The organism is Pseudomonas sp. UF-293, from assembly GCF_058245595.1.
Window position 1 is genome coordinate 127,128 of sequence record NZ_JBSICA010000007.1, and the last position, 19,069, is coordinate 146,196.

At 61.9% G+C, this 19,069-nt stretch carries 18 protein-coding genes and 1 riboswitch; of the genes, 12 read left to right on the forward strand and 6 right to left on the reverse strand.

What is annotated here, in order from left to right; all coding sequences use genetic code 11:
• Window positions 1–14 precede the first annotated feature (14 nt).
• Entirely contained in the window at window positions 15–815 is an 801-nt protein-coding gene (locus AC4IHP_RS10590; RefSeq protein WP_490831659.1) for a hypothetical protein, read from the forward strand.
• On the opposite strand, the gene AC4IHP_RS10595 is transcribed toward AC4IHP_RS10590, so the two are convergent.
• From AC4IHP_RS10595 to AC4IHP_RS10610, 4 genes are all read right to left on the reverse strand, one after another.
• The gene (locus tag AC4IHP_RS10595; protein WP_460123332.1) at window positions 812–1,777 is read right to left on the reverse strand and encodes a metal ABC transporter ATPase; all 966 of its coding nucleotides are present in this window, start codon (window positions 1,775–1,777) and stop codon (window positions 812–814) included. The genes AC4IHP_RS10590 and AC4IHP_RS10595 overlap by 4 nt on opposite strands.
• Window positions 1,778–1,809: 32 nt before the next feature.
• The gene (locus tag AC4IHP_RS10600; RefSeq protein ID WP_122601460.1) at window positions 1,810–2,622 is read right to left on the reverse strand and encodes an aldo/keto reductase; all 813 of its coding nucleotides are present in this window, start codon (window positions 2,620–2,622) and stop codon (window positions 1,810–1,812) included.
• Window positions 2,619–3,794, reverse strand: coding sequence for an NAD(P)/FAD-dependent oxidoreductase (locus AC4IHP_RS10605; protein WP_490831660.1), 1,176 nt, complete (start codon window positions 3,792–3,794; stop codon window positions 2,619–2,621). The genes AC4IHP_RS10600 and AC4IHP_RS10605 overlap by 4 nt, the downstream gene beginning before the upstream one ends.
• Before the next feature lie 116 nt (window positions 3,795–3,910).
• Window positions 3,911–4,243: a DMT family transporter gene (locus AC4IHP_RS10610; protein ID WP_460123338.1), complete on the reverse strand. Its 333-nt coding sequence runs from the start codon at window positions 4,241–4,243 to the stop codon at window positions 3,911–3,913.
• A gap of 108 nt (window positions 4,244–4,351) precedes the next feature.
• Between AC4IHP_RS10610 and AC4IHP_RS10615 the strand changes: the two genes are divergently transcribed.
• Window positions 4,352–5,248: a LysR family transcriptional regulator gene (locus AC4IHP_RS10615; RefSeq protein ID WP_460123341.1), complete on the forward strand. Its 897-nt coding sequence runs from the start codon at window positions 4,352–4,354 to the stop codon at window positions 5,246–5,248.
• Between the two features lie 11 nt (window positions 5,249–5,259).
• Window positions 5,260–6,534 carry a lipid IV(A) 3-deoxy-D-manno-octulosonic acid transferase gene (waaA, locus tag AC4IHP_RS10620; RefSeq protein ID WP_490831661.1) on the forward strand — a complete coding sequence of 425 codons (1,275 nt, stop codon included), beginning with the start codon at window positions 5,260–5,262 and terminating at the stop codon, window positions 6,532–6,534.
• Window positions 6,535–6,625: 91 nt separating this feature from the next.
• Here the strand turns inward: waaA and AC4IHP_RS10625 are convergent, their stop codons facing one another.
• Window positions 6,626–8,059, reverse strand: coding sequence for a TolC family outer membrane protein (locus AC4IHP_RS10625; protein WP_490831662.1), 1,434 nt, complete (start codon window positions 8,057–8,059; stop codon window positions 6,626–6,628).
• Between the two features lie 204 nt (window positions 8,060–8,263).
• Window positions 8,264–8,369: riboswitch (TPP riboswitch) on the forward strand.
• Between the two features lie 145 nt (window positions 8,370–8,514).
• Here AC4IHP_RS10625 and thiC point away from each other — a divergent pair.
• Window positions 8,515–10,404 (forward strand): phosphomethylpyrimidine synthase ThiC, encoded by a 1,890-nt coding sequence (gene thiC, locus AC4IHP_RS10630; protein ID WP_490831663.1) that lies wholly within the window; start codon window positions 8,515–8,517, stop codon window positions 10,402–10,404.
• Window positions 10,405–10,634: 230 nt separating this feature from the next.
• On the forward strand, window positions 10,635–11,927 hold the full coding sequence (cytX, locus tag AC4IHP_RS10635) for a putative hydroxymethylpyrimidine transporter CytX (protein WP_262138711.1): 1,293 nt from the start codon (window positions 10,635–10,637) through the stop codon (window positions 11,925–11,927).
• On the opposite strand, the gene AC4IHP_RS10640 is transcribed toward cytX, so the two are convergent.
• Window positions 11,896–12,642, reverse strand: coding sequence for an RsiV family protein (locus AC4IHP_RS10640; RefSeq protein WP_071174221.1), 747 nt, complete (start codon window positions 12,640–12,642; stop codon window positions 11,896–11,898). The genes cytX and AC4IHP_RS10640 overlap by 32 nt on opposite strands.
• Window positions 12,643–12,869: 227 nt before the next feature.
• Here AC4IHP_RS10640 and AC4IHP_RS10645 point away from each other — a divergent pair, with 227 nt between their 5' ends.
• The 7 genes from AC4IHP_RS10645 (at window position 12,870) to AC4IHP_RS10675 (ending at window position 19,068) form a co-directional block, all read left to right on the forward strand.
• Entirely contained in the window at window positions 12,870–13,487 is a 618-nt protein-coding gene (locus AC4IHP_RS10645) for an NUDIX domain-containing protein (protein WP_460123355.1), read from the forward strand.
• Entirely contained in the window at window positions 13,478–13,930 is a 453-nt protein-coding gene (locus AC4IHP_RS10650) for a DUF1249 domain-containing protein (protein ID WP_039756811.1), read from the forward strand. Before AC4IHP_RS10645 ends, AC4IHP_RS10650 begins: the two co-directional genes overlap by 10 nt.
• A 97-nt stretch (window positions 13,931–14,027) precedes the next feature.
• Window positions 14,028–14,843 carry a 3',5'-cyclic-AMP phosphodiesterase gene (gene cpdA / locus AC4IHP_RS10655; RefSeq protein ID WP_490831664.1) on the forward strand — a complete coding sequence of 272 codons (816 nt, stop codon included), beginning with the start codon at window positions 14,028–14,030 and terminating at the stop codon, window positions 14,841–14,843.
• A 157-nt stretch (window positions 14,844–15,000) separates the two neighbouring features.
• Window positions 15,001–15,609 (forward strand): YqiA/YcfP family alpha/beta fold hydrolase, encoded by a 609-nt coding sequence (locus AC4IHP_RS10660; protein ID WP_490831665.1) that lies wholly within the window; start codon window positions 15,001–15,003, stop codon window positions 15,607–15,609.
• Window positions 15,610–15,650: 41 nt separating this feature from the next.
• Window positions 15,651–17,558: a DNA topoisomerase IV subunit B gene (parE, locus tag AC4IHP_RS10665; protein ID WP_024011346.1), complete on the forward strand. Its 1,908-nt coding sequence runs from the start codon at window positions 15,651–15,653 to the stop codon at window positions 17,556–17,558.
• A complete protein-coding gene (locus AC4IHP_RS10670; protein WP_460123368.1) occupies window positions 17,558–18,547 on the forward strand; it encodes an esterase-like activity of phytase family protein in 990 nt (329 codons plus the stop codon). The genes parE and AC4IHP_RS10670 overlap by 1 nt, the downstream gene beginning before the upstream one ends.
• A complete protein-coding gene (locus AC4IHP_RS10675) occupies window positions 18,544–19,068 on the forward strand; it encodes a retropepsin-like aspartic protease family protein (RefSeq protein WP_151552195.1) in 525 nt (174 codons plus the stop codon). Before AC4IHP_RS10670 ends, AC4IHP_RS10675 begins: the two co-directional genes overlap by 4 nt.
• Window position 19,069 lies beyond the last annotated feature (1 nt).

The following is a 19,069-nucleotide window of genomic DNA, read 5'->3' on the forward strand; positions in this document are numbered from 1 at the left end:
ATAGGTGCAATCGAGTGGTGAAAATTGCCGTGGCGTTTTTCGGGATTCCGAGAAATTCGCCGATCTGCTTCCCTTCAATCGAACAGAACGTACTGGCGCAGTTGCCTGCGGGCAGCGAGGTGAAGTGCTTTTATCATCTGTATAAAGTCGACGAAGTGCAAAACTCGCGCTCGGGAGAGAGAGGCGAACTGGCTGCTGACAACTATCAACCCTTCGAATCCATGACCGGCGCGCTGACCTCGACCGAAGGCGTGCTGGAGCGCTGGGATTTCGAGCGGGTCAAGGCACAGGGTGACACCTGGGCCGATGACTATGCATCGCTGCGCAACCTGATCTATCAGTTGAATTCCTTGCATATGGTCACCAGCGAGATCGAATCGTTCGATCCCGACTTCGTGGTGTTTGTGCGGCCGGACAATTTCTTTCACACCGCGCTGCCAGGCTACCTGTTCAACCACGCCGAAGCGCGACGGCACAACGTCTATATTCCGGATTGGCAGTGGTGGGGCGGTCTGAATGACCGTTTCGCCGTATGCGGGCGCGACACCTACGTTGCGTACGGCAAACGCATCGAACGCATCTTCGATTTCTGCAAGGCGACCGGCCGCAAGCTGCACTCCGAGCGCTTGCTCAAATACGCCCTGCTCGAGGCAGGCGCCAAGGTCTGCACATTGCCGATCCAGGCGTCGCGCGTGCGCATCACCGGCGCATTTGCCGAAGAGTCTTTCTCCCCCAAGCGTGGCATGGGCAAGCGCGAAAACCGTTACTTCCATTTCTTCGCGAAGTTGCGCACCTGGTGGGATCGCCGCCGCTAGCGGCTCGCGCGTTTCCTGCCCAGTCCGACCAGGCGCAGTGCCTTGATGCTCAACTGCTTGAGGCCGGTGCGTGGCGCTTTCGCCGGTGTCAGACCCTGTTGCACCAGCCAGTCCTTCCAGCGAATGCGTTCGTCGTGCACGACCCAGCCTTGTTGCGTAGCGAAGCTCTCCGCCAGGTGAATGCCGCGAGTGCTGGCCGGTATCAGCTTGTCGCGTTTGAGGGTGAACAGCTCGGCGGTTGGCGCGCCGTCCTTGAGCGGCATCAAATACAGGTCAGGACGCTTTCGGTCGAGACGCGCGACCAACTGATCTCCTTCCAAGCGTTCATCGACATGAAACAGGCTCAGCGATTTGGCTTCCTTGGGCACTTCCAAGCGCAAATCGTAGATCAATTGCAGCGACGCGGTCGGTAGATGCACATATGCCCGTGGCCGCTCCAGCAGTTGCAGATTGGCGCAGCGAACCGGCCGTGCCGAACCGGACAGCGGTGTCAGGCGAAACGGCAGCGCCTCGCGATAATGCAGCGCGGCAGAGTAGGGCGCTGGCAGCCAGGTGTCGTTGAAGCGTCCGCCGAGCCAGCCTTCCGGGGTTTCCAGCAGACACTCTTCGGCAATTTCCTGAATCGCCGTGTGCAGCGGAATGTTCAACTCATGGGCCGGCACGTAGCCGGAAATCAGCTTCAGTACCACGTCACCGCGATCCTGGCGACGCTGGCGCACCAGCACCCAGTAATCGCGGTTCTGCCAATGCAGGGTCAGGCGCACAGAGACGCCGAGGTTGGCCAGCTCCACGGCAAAGCGTTCGCTGTCGGCAACGCTGACAGGCTTGCGCCGTTGCAGGGTCTGGGCGAAGTTCAGCGGCATGCCGACGCTCTGATAGCTCAGGCCTTCGGGCGTCGCTTCGACGAACAGTGGCAGTGTCTTGAAGTTGCTCGGGTTCTTGCGGATGAGCGTGCGCGGCATATCGGCTCCTGGCTTAAGGCCGCGGGGCGGCGTCAGTGACTACGCAGGACCTGGGCAACGGTCGCTACGTTATGGGCGAGGTGCAGCGGATTGATCGTGCCGACAATAGCACTGGCGACGCCGGGTTGAGTGAACAGCAACTCGAAGCTGGCGCGCACCGGATCGACTCCAGGACTCAGACAGACATGACCGCTGGCCAGGGCTTTTTTCACCAGAATGGCTTTGCCGTGGGCAGCAGCATAGTCAATGACTGCCTTTTCGTTTTGTTCGTTCAGATTGTAGGTGACCATCGCGCAGTCGCCTTGCTCCAGCGCTTTCAAGCCGCCTTCGACGGTTTTGCCGGAAAAACCGAAGCCGCGAATCTTGCCCTCGGCCTTCAGCGCCGCGAGGGTGGCGTAGACCTCTTGGTGCTCGAGGATGGCCATGTCGTTGCCGTCCGAGTGCACCAGAACCAGATCGATAAAATCCGTTTCCAGACGTTGCAGGCTGCGCTCGACCGACATTCGCGTGTGCGCAGCGCTGAAGTCGTGGCGCGACACGCCATCGGCAAACTCTTCGCCGACCTTGCTGACAATCACCCAATCCTGTCGCTGGCCGCGCAGCAGCGGGCCGAGGCGTTCTTCGCTGCGACCATAGGCCGGTGCCGTGTCGATCAGGTTGATGCCCAGATCCCGCGCCTGGCGCAGCAGCATGCGCGCCTCGTCATCGCCGGGAATCTGAAAACCGTTGGGGTATTTCACCCCTTGATCGCGGCCGAGTTTGACCGTACCCAGGCCCAGCGGCGAAACCGACAGGCCGGTACTGCCCAGTGGGCGATGCAGTTCGTGCAGAGTGGCGATGGTCATGGCAGCAGTTGCTCCCACGCGGGTACGCCGAGCGGCGGTTTCGGCAATGGCGGCAGCGGTTCAGTCGCCTGCGGCTGGATGCCGTCGCGTTGCAGCGAGGCGATAACGCGGTCGGCGAAGTCTGGCGCCAGTGCCAGTTTGGTCGGCCAGCCGACGAGCAAGCGACCTTCCTCGGCGAGGAACGCGTTGTCCGGGCGGGTCAGGCCGGTTTGCAGCGGCTCGGCGCGATCGACGCGCAGGGTCGCCCATTGCGTGGTGCTGAGGTCGATCCACGGCAGCAGCTGGGCGATTTCCTTTTGAGCGGTGGCGATCTGTTCGGCCGGCTCGCGGGCCACGCCTTCGCTTTCGGCAATGTCGCCGCCCATGTACCAGACCCACTGGCCGTCAGCCGCCGGATGCGTGGTCACGGTGATGCGCGGCTTGGTGCCGCCGCCCAGGCAGTGCGCGTACAGCGGTTTCAAGCCGGGACCTTTGGCGAGGATCATGTGCAGGGGGCGGCGCTGCATGGCGGGACGACTGAGGCCCAACGCTTCAAGCAGTTCGGCCGTGCCGGCGCCGGCGCTGAGGACGATGCGCTGGGCGCGGATCTCACGGCCATCGACTTTCAGGCCGACCAGCATGCCAGCTTCCAGCAGCGGCTCGATGACCTGCCCGGCGAGCAGACCGTCACCGGCCAGCTCGGCCAGACGCTGGATCAGGCTCGGGACATCCACCACCAGTTCGGCGAGGCGATAGACCTTGCCCTTGAAGCGCTTGTCTTGCAGGGCCAGCGGCAGTTCGTCGCCCTTGACCTGATCGACCCGGCCACGCACAGCTTTACTGGCGAAGAAACTGGTGAGGTTGCCGGCCAAAGTGCCTGGCGACCACAGGTAATGGGCTTCGGACAACAGGCGCACGCCGGACAAGTCCAGCTCGCCACTACCGGCCAGCGCCTCGCGCCAGCGGCGCGGCATGTCGGCGATGGCTTCCGAGGCGCCGGTCAGCGCGCCGTGCAGCGCGTACTTGGCGCCGCCATGGATGATGCCCTGGGACTTCACGCTCTGCCCGCCACCGAGGCTGGCGCTTTCCACCAGCACGGTCGAAAAACCCTGACCGCGCAGGCGCGCATTCAGCCAGAGGCCGGCGACACCAGCGCCGACAATCAGAACGTCGGTGGAAATAACGGATGGCATGCAGCGACCTCGGAGTTGAAGAAGCCGCAAGTTTCAAGCTTCAAGCTGCAAGCTGCAACCCGGACCAGCAAATCAGCAATGCTTGCGGCTTGCCGCTTGAAGCTTGCTGCTGCTTTTTAATGCCCGGCAGTTTTCGAAAACAGCTGAATCACGACGACCCCCAGCACGATCAACGCCATCCCCAGCATCGCCGGCACATCGAGCTTCTGCCCGTAAATGAACAGAGCGGCGACGCTGACCATGACAATGCCCATCCCCGCCCAGACGGCGTAGGCAATGCCCACCGGTACGGTGCGCACCACCAGCGTCAGCATCCAGAATGCGATTGCGTAGCCGACAATCACCAGGATCAGCGGCAGCGGCGTGCTGAAGCCCTTGACCGCTTTCATCGAAACGGTGGCGATCACTTCGGCGCAGATGGCGATGGCCAGATAGACGTAAGCGTTCATGGTTTCGACCCTCAAATAAATCGTTGCTTGCTGGGGCCACATTCTAGGGATTGCTCAGATGGGGTAAAGTCATTACCTATCTGTTCTGAAGATGGGTTGGAAGCAAGCATGCAATGGAATCTCGAGCAGCTGCGGGTATTTGTCGACGTCGCCGAGCAGCGATCGTTCTCCGCCGTGGCACGTCGACAACGCAAGGCGCAATCGGCGATCAGCAGCGCTGTTGCAATGCTCGAAGAGGATTTGGGCGTAAGCCTGTTCGAGCGCAGCAGCGGTCGGCAGCCGATGCTCACCGAGGCGGGCGCGGCGTTGCTGGAGGAAGCGCGGGAAGTTTTGCGCCAGTGCGAGCGCCTCAACGGCCGCGCGATGGCCATGCTGCGCGGCCAGGAGGCGCAGTTGCGGGTGGCCCAGGACGAGGCGATGCCGTATCAGGCACTGGTGGAAAGTTTCGGCGAGCTGGCCGAGCAGTTTCCCAGCCTGGAAGTGCAACTGACCAGCGCCGCCCAAGGCGAAGTCGCGCGCAAACTGGTGGAGCGGCGTGCCGATCTCGGCCTGCTGTTCTATCACGATGAAATCCCCGAAGCCCTTGAGCGGCGTGTACTGGGCCGGGTCGAAATGGTTACGGTTTGCGGCGTCAATCATCCGCTGGCGCAGCAGCCTTACGTGACCTGCCAGCAACTGGCGCAACACCGGCAACTGCTGATGTCGACGCAGACCAGCGTCTATCCCGGCAACGAGCCGGCCAGCCCGCAGGTGTGGCGCGCCGACAGCTTTTACGTGATGTCCGAATGGCTGGTGCGCGATCTCGGCTGGGCCTGGTTGCCGCGTCACGTTGTGCAGTACTCGGCGTATCAGGGCCAGATGATTGAGCTCGACAGTGAATGGACGCCGCCGGCGCTGGTGGTGGAACTGGTCTGGCGCCGCGACGAACCGCTCGGCCCCGCCGCGCGCTGGCTGGCAGAACGTTTTGCCGTGCACTTGCGGGCGATCGGCGACAAAAGCCGATAAACTCCGCCGCCATGAATAGAACTCTCTACACCGCGCTGTTTTACCTGGGGCTGCCATTGGTGGCGATTCGGCTGTGGCTGCGCGCGCGCAAGGCGCCGGCGTATGCCAGACGCATTGGCGAGCGCTTCACTTATCGCATGCCGACGTTGCAGCCCGGCGGCATTTGGGTGCACGCGGTGTCGGTGGGCGAAAGCATTGCCGCTGCGCCGATGATCCGCGCGCTGCTGGAACGCTATCCGGCGCTGCCGATCACCGTGACCTGCATGACCCCGACCGGTTCGGAGCGGATTCAGGCGCTTTTCGCCAACGAGCCGCGCATCCAGCATTGCTATTTGCCGTACGACTTGCCTTGCGCAGCGGCACGCTTTCTTGATCGCGTGCAGCCCAGGCTTGCGGTGATCATGGAAACCGAGTTGTGGCCCAACCATATTCATCAATGTGCCAAGCGCGGGATTCCGGTGGCGCTGGCCAATGGACGGTTGTCGCAGCGTTCCGCCAAAGGCTATGGCCGCTTCAGCAAACTCACTGCGCCGATGCTCGCCGAAATGAGTTTGCTGGCCGTACAGACCGAAGCCGAAGCCCAGCGCTTTCGTGATCTCGGCGCGCGGGCTGAAACTGTCGACGTCACCGGTTCGATCAAGTTCGACCTGACGATCGACCCGCAACTGCTGCAACGCGCAACGGAACTGCGCAGCCAGTGGCAGGCGCAGGATCGCCCGGTATGGATCGCCGCGAGCACTCACGAAGGCGAAGACGAAGTGGTGCTCGACGCCCATCGGCGTTTGCTGGGCCGTCATCCCGATGCGCTGCTGATTCTAGTACCGCGTCATCCCGAGCGTTTCAATTCGGTGTTCGACTTGTGCCAGCGCGAAGGTTTCGCCACGGTACGTCGCTCGACCGGGGCCAATGTCGATGCGCAGACGAGCGTGCTGCTTGGCGACACCATGGGCGAGTTGCTGTTTCTCTATGCCCTGGCCGACAGCGCTTTTGTCGGCGGCAGTCTGGTGCCGAATGGCGGGCACAACCTGCTCGAACCCGCCGCGCTGGCGAAACCGGTGCTCAGCGGCCCGCACCTGTTCAACTTCCTCGACATCGCCGCGCAATTGCGCGAAGCCGGGGCGTTGGCCGAAGTGGATGATGCCGAAGGCCTCGCAGTCGAGGTGCAGCGCTTGTTCGAACTGCCACGTGATGCGCAGCGCATGGCCGAGGCCGGGCTGGCGGTGATGCGCCGTAATCAGGGCGCGTTGCAGCGGCTGCTGGATAGCTTGGGCAGATTGATCAAGTAAGCAAAAAGATCGCAGCCTTCGGCAGCTCCTACAGTTGGAATGCATTTCCCTGTAGGAGCTGCCGAAGGCTGCGATCTTTTGTTTTTAACGCTTAAGGCCGGGCCTTGAGCTGCGCTTCAGCCGCCGATGCCAGATCCGGCGGCAGGAAGTCCTTGTCCGGGTTGTAGTCGGCTTTCAGATAGCGCCGCAGATCTTCCAGATCACCCGGGTTGAGCGTTCCCGCTGCCTGCTTCAGGCGCAGGTTGTCGAGGATGTAGTCGTAGCGGGTGTTGTTGTAGTTGCGCACCGAGGTGTACAGCTGGCGCTGCGCGTCGAGCACGTCAACGATGTTGCGTGTGCCGACCTGATAACCGATTTCCGTGGCTTCCACGGCGCTCTGGTTGGAGATGATCGACTGGCGACGCGCCTGCACCTGCTCGACGTCGGTGTTCACCGCGCGGTGCAGATTGCGGGTGTTTTCCACCACTTGCCGGCGCAGGGATTCGCGCTGTTGCTCGCTCTGATCCAGTTGTGCATAGGACTGGCGCACTTGCGAACTGGTCAGGCCGCCGCTGTAGATCGGGATGTTCAGTTGCAGGCCCAGCGTGCTCTGCTCGACGTTGCCGCCGTAGGGGGCGCCGAAAGAGTTGGGGTTGGCAAAGCCGAGGGCGTCGTTGTCGCCTTTCTCGTATTTCGCCACTGCGTCGAGGGTCGGCAAGTGGCCGGCCTTGCGCTGCTTGAGCGTCTGCTCGGCGGAGCTGACCGCGTAGTTGCTGGCGAGCAGATTGAGGTTCTGCCGCGCCGCCGTGTCGACCCAGGATTTCGCATCGTTGGGCGCCGGTGGCAGGATCGGCAGCGTATGTACGATGCCCTGAATCGAGTTGTACTGACGGTTGGTCAGGGTAATCAACGCCTGGAACGCATCATCGACCTGACGCTGGGCGACGATGCGGTTGGCTCGCGCGGTGTCGTAACTGGCTTGCGATTGCAGCACGTCGGTCTTGTCCGAAAGGCCGACATCGAAGCGCTCATTGGACTGATCGAGCTGACGTTTGAACGCCGCTTCTTCAGCCTTGGTCGAGGCCAGATTGTCCTGGCTGCGCAGCACGTTGAAGTAGCTCTCGGCCGATTGCAGGATCAGGTTCTGTTCGGTCGCCGACAGTTGCAGCGCGGCCTGTTCGTTGACGTCCTTGGCTGCTTGATACTGGAACCAGCGATCGGCGCGGAACAGCGGCTGCGCGAGTGTCGCCTGGTAGGAATGCGCGCTGCGGTTGGCGATGGCCGAAGGCTGGTCGATCGAGGTGCGCACGTCGGCGACTTCGGCGCCACCGGACAGGTTCGGCAGCAGACCGGCGCGGGCCTGGGGCACCACTTCTTTCTGCGCGCCATACTGGGCGCGGGCCGCCGCGAGGTCGGCGTTGTTGTTGACCGCTTCCTGATAGACGCTGACCAGATCGGTTTTGGTCGACAAGGGTGCTTCCGCTGCCCAGGCCATTGTGTTGGACGCACAGGACACGGCAACAGCCAATGAAAGTTTGCGCAGCATGAGGCGATCCCTAGCATGAATATTATGGAAGTAATCCGGGCGCCAAAGGTAAGGCGCAGCCCGCACAGCGTCAAGGCTGAGCAGGCCCAGCGAGTGTAGTTGCGCATTGCTCCGGCAACAATCGGGCTGCCAGTGTATTTACGCCATTCATCATGGCGTTTGCAGCGGTGTTGGCGTTCCTCGATGGTTGTGTCTAGACTGGCCGGGTTCTTGTCGGGGTGCCTTGCTATGAGGCTGAGATCGAATAATTTCGGATCCCGTTGAACCTGATCAGGTTAGCGCCTGCGTAGGGAACAAGATTTCTCGTCACCCGGCGAGTCCTCTTGTGCTTCGTCCGGGATATTGTTCGACAATCGAACGCTCACGACGAATGCACAGCACCGGTCCTGGTGCGTCCGTGCCTTTCAGGTTCTGCTCCGACAATCCACTGCTGGATGCTGTCTGGAGAGCCCGTGATGACAACAAAAGAAAAAAGCGCGATCAACCTGAGTGACTCGGCCAAGGTCGACGAGCAATCGGTCAAGCCGTTCACCCGTTCGCAAAAAGTCTACGTTCAGGGCTCGCGCCCGGACATTCGCGTACCGATGCGCGAAATCAGCCTCGATGTAACCCCGACCGATTTCGGCGGCGAGATCAACGCCCCGGTCACGGTCTACGACACCTCCGGCCCGTACACCGATCCGAACGTGGTCATCGATGTGCGCAAAGGCCTGGCCGATGTGCGTTCAGCGTGGATCGATGACCGTGGCGATACCGAGCGCCTGCCGGGCCTGAGCTCGAACTTCGGCCAACAGCGTCTGGCCGATGCCGAACTGACCAAACTGCGCTTTGCCCACGTCAACAACCCGCGCCGCGCCAAGGCCGGGGCCAACGTCAGCCAGATGCACTACGCGCGCAAAGGCATCATCACCGCCGAGATGGAATACGTTGCCATCCGCGAAAACATGAAGCTGCAAGAGGCCCGCGCGGCCGGCCTGCTCAAGCAGCAACACGCCGGCCACAGCTTCGGCGCAAGCATTCCGCAAGAAATCACCGCTGAATTCGTCCGCGAAGAAATCGCCCGTGGCCGCGCAATCATTCCGGCCAACATCAACCACGTCGAACTGGAACCGATGATCATCGGCCGTAACTTCCTGGTGAAGATCAACGGCAACATCGGCAACAGTGCCCTGGGCTCTTCGATCGAAGAAGAAGTGGCGAAACTGACCTGGGGCATTCGCTGGGGCTCGGACACCGTGATGGACCTGTCCACCGGCAAACACATTCACGAAACCCGCGAGTGGATCATCCGCAACTCGCCGGTGCCGATCGGTACTGTGCCGATCTATCAGGCGCTGGAGAAGGTCAACGGCGTCGCTGAAGACCTGACCTGGGAGCTGTTCCGCGACACCCTGATCGAACAGGCCGAGCAGGGCGTCGACTACTTCACCATTCACGCCGGCGTGCTCCTGCGTTACGTGCCGCTGACTGCCAAGCGCGTCACCGGCATCGTCTCCCGTGGTGGTTCGATCATGGCCAAGTGGTGCTTGGCGCACCACAAAGAGAACTTCCTCTACACCCACTTCGACGAAATCTGCGAAATCATGAAGGCCTACGACGTCAGCTTCTCGCTGGGCGATGGCCTGCGTCCGGGCTCGATTGCCGACGCCAACGACGAAGCGCAATTCGGCGAACTGGAAACCCTCGGCGAGCTGACCAAGATTGCCTGGAAGCACGACGTGCAATGCATGATCGAAGGCCCGGGCCACGTGCCGATGCAGTTGATCAAAGAGAACATGGACAAGCAGCTCGAATGCTGCGACGAGGCGCCGTTCTACACCCTCGGCCCGTTGACTACTGACATTGCGCCGGGCTACGACCACATCACCTCCGGTATCGGCGCGGCGATGATCGGCTGGTTCGGTTGCGCGATGCTCTGCTACGTCACGCCGAAGGAGCACTTGGGTCTGCCGAACAAGGATGACGTGAAAACCGGGATCATCACCTACAAGATCGCCGCGCACGCAGCGGACCTGGCCAAGGGACACCCGGGCGCGCAGATCCGCGATAACGCACTGAGCAAGGCGCGTTTCGAATTCCGCTGGGAAGACCAGTTCAACCTCGGCCTGGATCCGGACACCGCGCGCTCCTATCACGACGAAACCCTGCCGAAGGACTCGGCGAAGGTCGCGCACTTCTGCTCGATGTGCGGGCCGAAATTCTGCTCGATGAAAATCACCCAGGAAGTCCGTGAATACGCGGCCAACCAGCGCATCGACGCGGTCGATGTGGACGTCGCCAAAGGTCTGGCGGAACAGGCCGAGCGGTTCAGACAGGAAGGCAGTCAGCTGTACAAGAAAGTCTAGCCCCGAGCGGCAAGCTACAAGCTGCAAGATTAGAAGCAGTCCGCGTACCGCTTTAACTTGCGGCTTGCAGCTTTTTCACTGATCGTTCCCACGCAGAGCGTGGGAACGATCAAAAGTCTAGCCACAAGCGGCAAGCGGCAAGCTGCAAGATTAGAAGCGGTCCGCGTACCGCTTTTAACTTGCGGCTTGCAGCTTGCCGCTTTTTCCTGCTCCTCTTTGAGATAACACCCTTGAGCATTCAACCCGGCACTTATTCCCCCGACCTCGCCGTGCCCGCTGACAAGCGTGTCTTCGGCGGTCGCGATCTGTTTTCCCTGTGGTTCTCCCTCGGCATCGGCCTGATGGTTTTGCAGACCGGCGCTTTGCTCGCGCCAGGTCTGGGCCTGTCCGGTTCGTTGCTGGCGATATTTCTGGGCACGCTGGTGGGCGTGCTGTTGCTGGCCGCTGTCGGCGTGATCGGCAGCGACACCGGCCTGTCATCGATGGCCGCGCTGAAGCTCAGCCTCGGCAGCAAAGGCGCGAGCCTGCCGGCGCTGCTCAATCTGCTGCAACTGATCGGCTGGGGCTCGTTCGAAATCATCGTCATGCGCGACGCCGCCAGCCTGCTCGGCACCCGCGCCTTCAGCGAAGGTTCGCCGTGGGCCAATCCGATGCTGTGGACGCTGTTTTTCGGCACGCTGGCGACCTTGCTCGCGGTGAGCGGGCCGTTGACGTTCGTGCGGCAGATTCTGCGCAAGTGGGGCATCTGGCTGTTGCTCGCCGCGTGCCTGTGGCTGACCTGGAACCTGTTCGCCAAAGCCGACCTCGCGGCGCTGTGGGCGCGCGCCGGTGACGGTTCGATGCCGTTCGCCGTGGGCTTCGACATTGCCATCGCCATGCCGCTGTCGTGGCTGCCGCTGATTGCCGACTACTCGCGTTTCGGCAAACGCGCAAAGAATGTTTTCGGTGGCACGGCTGTGGGTTTTTTCATCGGTAACTTCTGGCTGATGAGCCTTGGCGTGGCCTACACCCTGGCGTTCGCGCCGAGCGGTGAAGTCAATGCGTTGCTACTGGCCTTGGCAGGCGCCGGTCTGGGCATTCCGCTGTTGCTGATTCTGCTCGACGAGTCGGAAAACGCTTTTGCCGATATACATTCGGCAGCGGTATCGAGCGGGATTCTGTTGCGTCTGAAAGTCGAGCATCTGGCCTTGGCCATCGGCGTGATCTGCACGCTGATCGCACTGCTGGCGCCGTTGGCGCAGTACCAGAATTTCCTGTTGCTGATCGGCTCGGTGTTTGCGCCGCTGTTCGGCGTGGTGCTGGTGGATCACTTCATCCTGCGCAAGCGCAGTGCTCAGGTTGCCTCAGCCGCATTGCGCTGGCCGGCGTTGCTGGCGTGGCTGGGTGGCGTGAGCACCTACCACTTGCTGGCGAATCTGTATCCGGATGTCGGCGCAACCCTGCCGGCGCTGGTGCTGGCAGGGCTGTTGCAGTTGGTGCTGGGCCGGGCCTTCAGTTACGGCCGGGAAACAGCTCAGGCTTGAGAATGCCGTTCAGGCGCGGGTAAGGAATCTTCAGTTCGACGTGGCCCAGCGCATAAGGCGCGATGGTGGTCACGTCGTACTTGAGGATCACGCCACCGTAGGTCAGCGCCACGTGCGGGGTTTTCACGAACGGCCAGTTCGCGACGAATTCCGCCTCCTGATCGAGCTTGGTGCTGATCAGCCAACTGTTGTGCGCCACTTGCGCGGCTTTCCAGAACGCCTCTTCCTGACCCGGCAGCAACATGTCGGACAGGTTCAGCACCTTGTGCTGCTGGCGCGAATAGTTGATGAAACCGCGACCCGGAGTGCCGTGGGCGCCGCCGGTGTCGAGGTAGCTCGACAGCTCGATGATCACCAGTCCGTCATGCTGCTCGCGTACTTTCGCTTGCAGATAGCTGCTGTGGCGCGGGCCGGCGCTGGCGAGGAACTGCTCGCGGTAGGCGGCCAGGGTTGGCGCGACCGGTGCGTTCTTTTCGGTGCGGGTCATTTGCAGCAGACGTTTTTCGATGATGCCGTCCAATGCCGGCTCATCCGGGAAGCGCAGGGTGTCGATGTTCACCAGCGGGCAATCGGGGTTGGAACAGCCGGGTTTGAGTTGTTCCGAGGCGTCGCGGGTGGTTTCCAGCGGCGTGCGATAGTTGGGCTGGAACAGGCTGGCACAAGCGCCCAGAGTCAGGGCAATAGCGGCCACAGAGGCAATTTTGAAAAGCGACATGGGCGTCCTTTCGAAAGCAGGGGAAGGCAAAAAGATACCGCTTCGACTCTCAACGAAGCAGTCAGTTCGCCACTAAGCTGATTAGAGTGTGTTTCACCGTCACCGTCCATCCCGCTGACGGTAAAGGGGCTGCATCAAACGGTGCGGGCGCGTTAGGATGGCGCGAAGTCGAGGTTGCCGGTTGTACACAGCAACCTCGTAATGGATGTGCAGTAAAGAGGACGATCATGACTGACTTTGCCAACGCTATTCCGACCGCCGTCGATATCGTGCGGCGCGAAAAATGCTACGAGGGCTTCTACAAGCTCGACCGTGTGCACCTGCGCCATGAGTTGTTCGCCGGTGGCATGAGCCGCGAGATCAATCGTGAAATCTTCGTGCGCCACGATGCCGTGTGCGTCCTGCCTTACGATCCGCAGCGCGATGAAGTGGTGCTGATCGAGCAGTTTCGTGTCGGCGCCATGGGCAAGGCCGACAACCCGTGGCTGGTCGAACTGGTCGCTGGTCTGATCGACAAGGATGAGCAACCGGAAGAAGTTGCTCACCGCGAGGCGCAGGAGGAAGCTGGGCTGGACATCAAGGCGCTGTGGCCGATGACCAAGTACTTTCCATCGCCGGGTGGCAGCAACGAATTCGTGCATTTGTATCTGGGGCGTTGCAACACCGACGGCGTCGGCGGGCTGCACGGGCTGGAAGAAGAGGCCGAAGACATTCGCGTAACGGTCTGGGCATTCGAAGATGCCTTGCAGGCCGTGCGTGACGGACGGATTGCCAACGCGGCGAGCATCATCGCCTTGCAGTGGCTGGCGCTGAACCGCGCCGAAGTGAGGGGGCTATGGTCGTAAACAAGCTGCGCGATCGTTATCGGGTTGACCTCGTGGGGCTGCAAGCCGCCTGCGAGGCCAACTACGCGCGCCTGATGCGACTGCTGCCGGACATGCGCAACGAACCCGAGGCGCGGCGTATCGCCGTGACCCAGGGCGAACAGATGCTCGGCGTGCTCGCCCTCGAAGTGCTGCAGACCTGCCCGTACACCACGACCTTGCAGGTACGCCAGGAACACAGCCTGCCATGGTTGCCGGTGCCGCAGCTGGAAGTGCAGGTCTACCACGACGCGCGCATGGCCGAAGTCATCAGCGCCGAACATGCACGACGCTTTCGCGGCATCTATCCTTACCCGAACGCCGCCATGCACCAGCCCGATGAAAAGGCCCAGCTCAATGTGTTTCTGGGCGAATGGCTGAGCCATTGCCTGGCGTTGGGGCACGAGTACGAAGTCGTTCGCTAGTTGTGAACTGCGTCCGCTTCGGCGGTTTCCCCTTTGTGTCATCCCCCAGCATAATTGCCGCACCCATCCATTGCGTGCCTAGCCCCGGGAGAGCGCCTTGCCCAGCGTATCGACATTGACCAGCGCCGACCCGGCGCTGCTGGTGCAGTTGTCCGACAGCCACCTGTTCGCCGAAGCGGACGGCAAGCTGCTGGGCATGAAGACCCGCGAGAGCCTGCAACAGGTCATCGACCTGGTGTTGGCGCAACAGGCGCAGATCGATCTGGTGCTGGCCACCGGCGACATCTCCCAGGACGGCACGCTGCAGTCGTATCAGGCCTTCCGCCAACTGAGCGCGCAGATCAATGCACCGGCGCGCTGGATTCCCGGCAATCACGATGAGCCGATGGTCATGGCCGAGGCGGCGGTACAGAGCACCTTGCTCGAGTCGGTAGTCGAAATCGGCAATTGGCGGGTGACGATGCTGGATTCGGCGGTGCCGGGTTCGGTGCCGGGCTATCTGCAGGATGATCAATTGCAGTTGCTGGCCCGCGCACTGAGCGAAGCGCCCGAACGTCATCATCTGGTGTGTCTGCATCATCATCCGGTGTCGATCGGCTGCGCGTGGATGGAGCCGATCGGCCTGCGCAACCCGGAAGCGTTCTTTGAAGTGCTGGATCGCTTTCCCCAGGTTCGCGCGGTGTTGTGGGGCCATGTGCATCAGCAAATCGATCGCGAGCGCAATGGCGTGCGCTTGATGGCCTCGCCTTCGACGTGCATTCAGTTCGAGCCGGGCAGTGCGGATTTCAAAGTGGGCGAGCAGGCGCCAGGGTATCGCTGGTTAAGGCTGTTGCCGGATGGGCGGCTGGAAACCGGGGTTGAGCGCGTGGCTGGATTCGACTTTCAGGTTGATTACGGTTCCAACGGTTACTGAGACCATACGGGCCTCTTCGCGAGCAGGCTCGCTCCCACATTGGAATGCGTTCTCCTGTGGGAGCGGGCTTGCTCGCGAAGGCGGCCGCACAAACACCCACGATTCCCCTGACTCCCTGTAAACTCCGCTATCTTTCGCCGACAGCCAGGGAGCTCAAATGTCCGGTTCGATCCTCTATATCCACGGTTTCAACAGCGCGCCGGCCTCGAAGAAGGCCTGTCAGTTGGTCGCGGTCATGGAGCGGCTGGGGTTGAGCGAGCAATTGCGCGTGCCGGCGCTGCATCACCATCCGCGCGAAGCCATCGGTCAGCTCGAGCAGGCAATCGCCGAGCTGGGCCGGCCGTTGCTGGTGGGAAGTTCGCTCGGCGGCTACTATGCGACTCACCTGGCCGAGCGCCATGGCCTGAAAGCCCTGCTGGTCAACCCGGCGGTCAGCCCGCACCGGATGTTCGATGGTTATCTGGGCACGCAGAAGAACCTCTACACCGATGAAACCTGGGAATTGACCCACGACCACGTCACGGCGCTGGCCGAACTGGAAGTGCCACCACCGCAGGACTCTCAGCGTTATCAGGTCTGGTTGCAAACTGGCGACGAAACGCTGGATTATCGCCTCGCCCAACAGTATTACCGCGCCTGTGCCTTGCGCATCCAGGCCGGCGGCGACCACAGTTTCCAGGGCTTTGCCGGGCAATTGCCGGCGTTGCTGAGTTTTGCCGGCATGGCTGCCGATATGTATCAGGCAATCGATTTCACCACGCTGTGAAGTCTTGCCCCTCTTTCATGAATGACTGACGACGAGACCTTATGGCCACTCCCAGCGCTAGTTCTTATAACGCCGACGCCATCGAAGTCCTCTCGGGCCTCGACCCGGTGCGCAAACGCCCCGGCATGTACACCGACACCAGTCGGCCGAACCACCTCGCCCAGGAAGTCATCGACAACAGCGTCGACGAAGCCCTGGCCGGCCACGCCAAATCGGTGCAGGTCATCCTGCACGCCGACCATTCGCTGGAAGTCAGCGACGACGGCCGTGGCATGCCGGTCGACATTCACCCGGAAGAGGGTGTGTCCGGCGTCGAACTGATCCTCACCAAGCTGCACGCGGGCGGCAAGTTCTCCAACAAGAACTACCAGTTCTCCGGCGGTCTGCACGGGGTGGGTATTTCCGTGGTCAACGCGCTGTCGACCGAAGTGCGCGTACGGGTCAAACGGGACGGCAACGAATACCAGATGACCTTCAAGGACGGCTTCAAGGCCTCCGAGCTGGAAATCGTCGGCACCGTCGGCAAGCGCAACACCGGCACCAGCGTGTACTTCGCGCCGGACCCGAAATACTTCGACTCCCCGAAATTCTCCATCAGCCGCCTCAAGCACGTGCTCAAGGCCAAGGCTGTGCTGTGCCCGGGGCTGCTGGTCAGCTTCGAAGACAAAGGTACCGGCGAGAAAGTCGAGTGGCATTACGAAGACGGCCTGCGCTCTTATCTGGTCGATGCGGTCAGCGAATTCGAACGTCTGCCGAACGAGCCGTTCTGCGGCGCCTTTGCCGGTAACAAGGAAGCGGTCGACTGGGCGCTGCTGTGGCTGCCGGAAGGTGGCGACGCGGTGCAGGAAAGCTACGTCAACCTGATCCCGACCGCGCAGGGCGGTACCCACGTCAACGGTCTGCGTCAGGGCCTGCTCGACGCGATGCGCGAGTTCTGCGAATTCCGCAGCCTGCTGCCGCGCGGCGTGAAGCTGGCGCCGGAAGACGTCTGGGAGCGCATCGCGTTCGTCCTGTCGATGAAAATGCAGGAACCGCAATTCTCCGGTCAGACCAAAGAGCGTCTGTCGTCCCGTGAAGCGGCGGCGTTCGTCTCCGGTGTGGTGAAAGACGCTTTCAGCCTGTGGCTCAACGCCAACCCGGAAACCGGGCTGGCCTTGGCCGAACTGGCGATCAATAACGCTGGCCGCCGTCTCAAGGCCAGCAAGAAAGTCGAGCGCAAACGCGTCACCCAAGGTCCGGCGCTGCCGGGCAAACTGGCTGACTGCGCCGGGCAGGACCCGATGCGTTCCGAACTGTTCCTGGTCGAGGGTGACTCCGCCGGCGGTTCGGCCAAGCAAGCGCGGGACAAGGAGTTCCAGGCGATCCTGCCGTTGCGCGGCAAGATCCTCAACACTTGGGAAGTCGACGGCAGCGAAGTGCTCGCCAGCCAGGAAGTGCACAACATTGCCGTGGCCATTGGCGTCGATCCGGGTGCGGCGGACATGAGCCAGCTGCGTTACGGCAAGATCTGCATCCTCGCCGACGCCGACTCCGACGGTCTGCACATTGCGACCTTGCTGTGCGCGCTGTTCGTCCAGCATTTCCGCCCGCTGGTGGATGCCGGTCATGTGTACGTGGCGATGCCGCCGCTGTACCGCATCGACCTCGGCAAAGAGATCTACTACGCGCTCGATGAAGCCGAGCGCGACGGCATTCTCGATCGCCTGGTCGCCGAGAAGAAACGCGGCAAGCCGCAGGTCACCCGATTCAAGGGTCTGGGCGAGATGAACCCGCCGCAACTGCGTGAAACCACCATGGACCCGAACACCCGGCGTCTGGTGCAGTTGACGCTGGGCGAAGACTTCGCCGAAACCTCGGAAATGATGGACATGTTGCTGGCGAAGAAACGCGCCGGCGACCGCAAATCCTGGCTGGAATCCAAAGGCAACCTCGCCGAGGTGCTGGCCTGATGCAGTTTGGCTGGGCCTTGGCGGGTGCGTTGCTGCTGAGTGCGCTGAGTGTGTCGGCCGAGCCGCTGCAAGAATTGCGGCTGCTCTCCGAACACCCGGTCGAGGGCATGCGCGGCGGCAACCTGTCGGGTCTGGCCCTGTGCGGCAATGAGCTGTGGACGGTTTCCGATCGCGATGACGAGCAGATCTACCGGCTCGATACCCGCGATCCGGTCTGGCAGGCGCAAACCGTGCACATCGATGTGCCGCCCGTGCCGGAGAGCGGCTTGCCGTGGGGCTTGAGTTCGCGCACCTGGGCGGCGTCGTTCATTCGCGGGGGCGATCTGGATTTCGAAGGCATCAGTTGCGACAGCGCTGGCAATCGCTACATCGTCAGTGAAGCCCATGCGGCGGTACTGCAAGTGCCGGTCAGTGGCCCGCCGAACTGGCTGAAAATATCGCCGCTGCTGGTTCGCGAAGCGCGGGCGAGCGGCATGCTGCTCAAGTTCAATTCGATCTTCGAAGGCCTGGCGATCAACCCGGCCGGTGATCAGATGTGGCTGGCCGCCGAACGGCAAAAGCGCGGTTTGCTGCTGATCAAGCGCCAGCAGACGGTGTGGGATTGTGACGGTCGCTGCGTGCTGCTCAGTGAAGGCGGCAAGGAGATGCAGCCGCCACAGTTTCCGAAAGCGAAAGCGGTTCATCGCGACTTTTCCGACATTTCATTGTTCAACGGCAAGCTGTTTACCCTTGAACGCAACGCTTTCGAGATCTGCCGGCGCGATGCACAGACGGCCAAGGTCGAACAATGCTGGTCGTACGCCGGCGAACTGTTGCGGGAAAATCGCCGCTACTCGCAGAACTACGGACTGGAAGAAGCGCTGATCATTGATGCCGAAGGTGCGTGGATCGGCGTCGACAACAATTTTGGCCCGCGTGCCGACGGCGAAGTCCGCCCGGTGGTCTGGCGCTTTGCCGCGCCGGACGGTGGCTGGAGTGCCAGGCCATGAGCCAGCAACCGCCGGGCAAGCGTGCCGGTCGGGTGCTGATGATCCTCGCCTGGTGCGCGGCGCTGTTTCTCGCGACAAGGTTTTTCGGTCAGTGGGAGCAGCGCCAGCAGAATCCGAACATTGTCGTGACGTCGGAGCAGGGCGAAGGTTTTATCGAAGTGAAACTGGTGAGCAATGCCCAAGGGCATTTTGTCGCCAGCGGCCAGATCAACGGCGAGCCGGTGGAGTTCATGCTCGACACCGGCGCGACCGATGTGGCGATCCCGGCGGATCTGGCCAAGCGTTTGAAGCTGCAAGAAGGTTTCGGCGTGACCCTGAGCACGGCCAACGGCCTGAGCCAGGGCTATCGAACGAAGATTGCCCGCCTGCAATTGGGCGACATCGTGCTGCGGGATGTCCGTGCATTGGTGGCGCCGGGGCTGCATGGCGACCAGGTGCTGCTCGGCATGAGCGCCCTGAACAAACTTGAATTTACCCAGCGCGGTGGCACCATGCTGCTGCGCCAGACAACGAACCGATGAG

Excerpts from the sequence above, each read along its gene's own strand:
- AC4IHP_RS10595 (WP_460123332.1), bottom strand. The coding sequence starts at position 1,777 with ATGCCGCGCACGCTCATCCGCAAGAACCCGAGCAACTTCAAGACACTG.
- AC4IHP_RS10600 (WP_122601460.1), bottom strand. The coding sequence starts at position 2,622 with ATGACCATCGCCACTCTGCACGAACTGCATCGCCCACTGGGCAGTACC.
- AC4IHP_RS10605 (WP_490831660.1), bottom strand. The coding sequence starts at position 3,794 with ATGCCATCCGTTATTTCCACCGACGTTCTGATTGTCGGCGCTGGTGTC.
- AC4IHP_RS10610 (WP_460123338.1), bottom strand. The coding sequence starts at position 4,243 with ATGAACGCTTACGTCTATCTGGCCATCGCCATCTGCGCCGAAGTGATC.
- AC4IHP_RS10615 (WP_460123341.1), top strand. The coding sequence starts at position 4,352 with ATGCAATGGAATCTCGAGCAGCTGCGGGTATTTGTCGACGTCGCCGAG.
- waaA (WP_490831661.1), top strand. The coding sequence starts at position 5,260 with ATGAATAGAACTCTCTACACCGCGCTGTTTTACCTGGGGCTGCCATTG.
- AC4IHP_RS10625 (WP_490831662.1), bottom strand. The coding sequence starts at position 8,059 with ATGCTGCGCAAACTTTCATTGGCTGTTGCCGTGTCCTGTGCGTCCAAC.
- thiC (WP_490831663.1), top strand. The coding sequence starts at position 8,515 with ATGACAACAAAAGAAAAAAGCGCGATCAACCTGAGTGACTCGGCCAAG.
- AC4IHP_RS10640 (WP_071174221.1), bottom strand. The coding sequence starts at position 12,642 with ATGTCGCTTTTCAAAATTGCCTCTGTGGCCGCTATTGCCCTGACTCTG.
- AC4IHP_RS10645 (WP_460123355.1), top strand. The coding sequence starts at position 12,870 with ATGACTGACTTTGCCAACGCTATTCCGACCGCCGTCGATATCGTGCGG.
- AC4IHP_RS10650 (WP_039756811.1), top strand. The coding sequence starts at position 13,478 with ATGGTCGTAAACAAGCTGCGCGATCGTTATCGGGTTGACCTCGTGGGG.
- AC4IHP_RS10660 (WP_490831665.1), top strand. The coding sequence starts at position 15,001 with ATGTCCGGTTCGATCCTCTATATCCACGGTTTCAACAGCGCGCCGGCC.
- parE (WP_024011346.1), top strand. The coding sequence starts at position 15,651 with ATGGCCACTCCCAGCGCTAGTTCTTATAACGCCGACGCCATCGAAGTC.
- AC4IHP_RS10670 (WP_460123368.1), top strand. The coding sequence starts at position 17,558 with ATGCAGTTTGGCTGGGCCTTGGCGGGTGCGTTGCTGCTGAGTGCGCTG.
- AC4IHP_RS10675 (WP_151552195.1), top strand. The coding sequence starts at position 18,544 with ATGAGCCAGCAACCGCCGGGCAAGCGTGCCGGTCGGGTGCTGATGATC.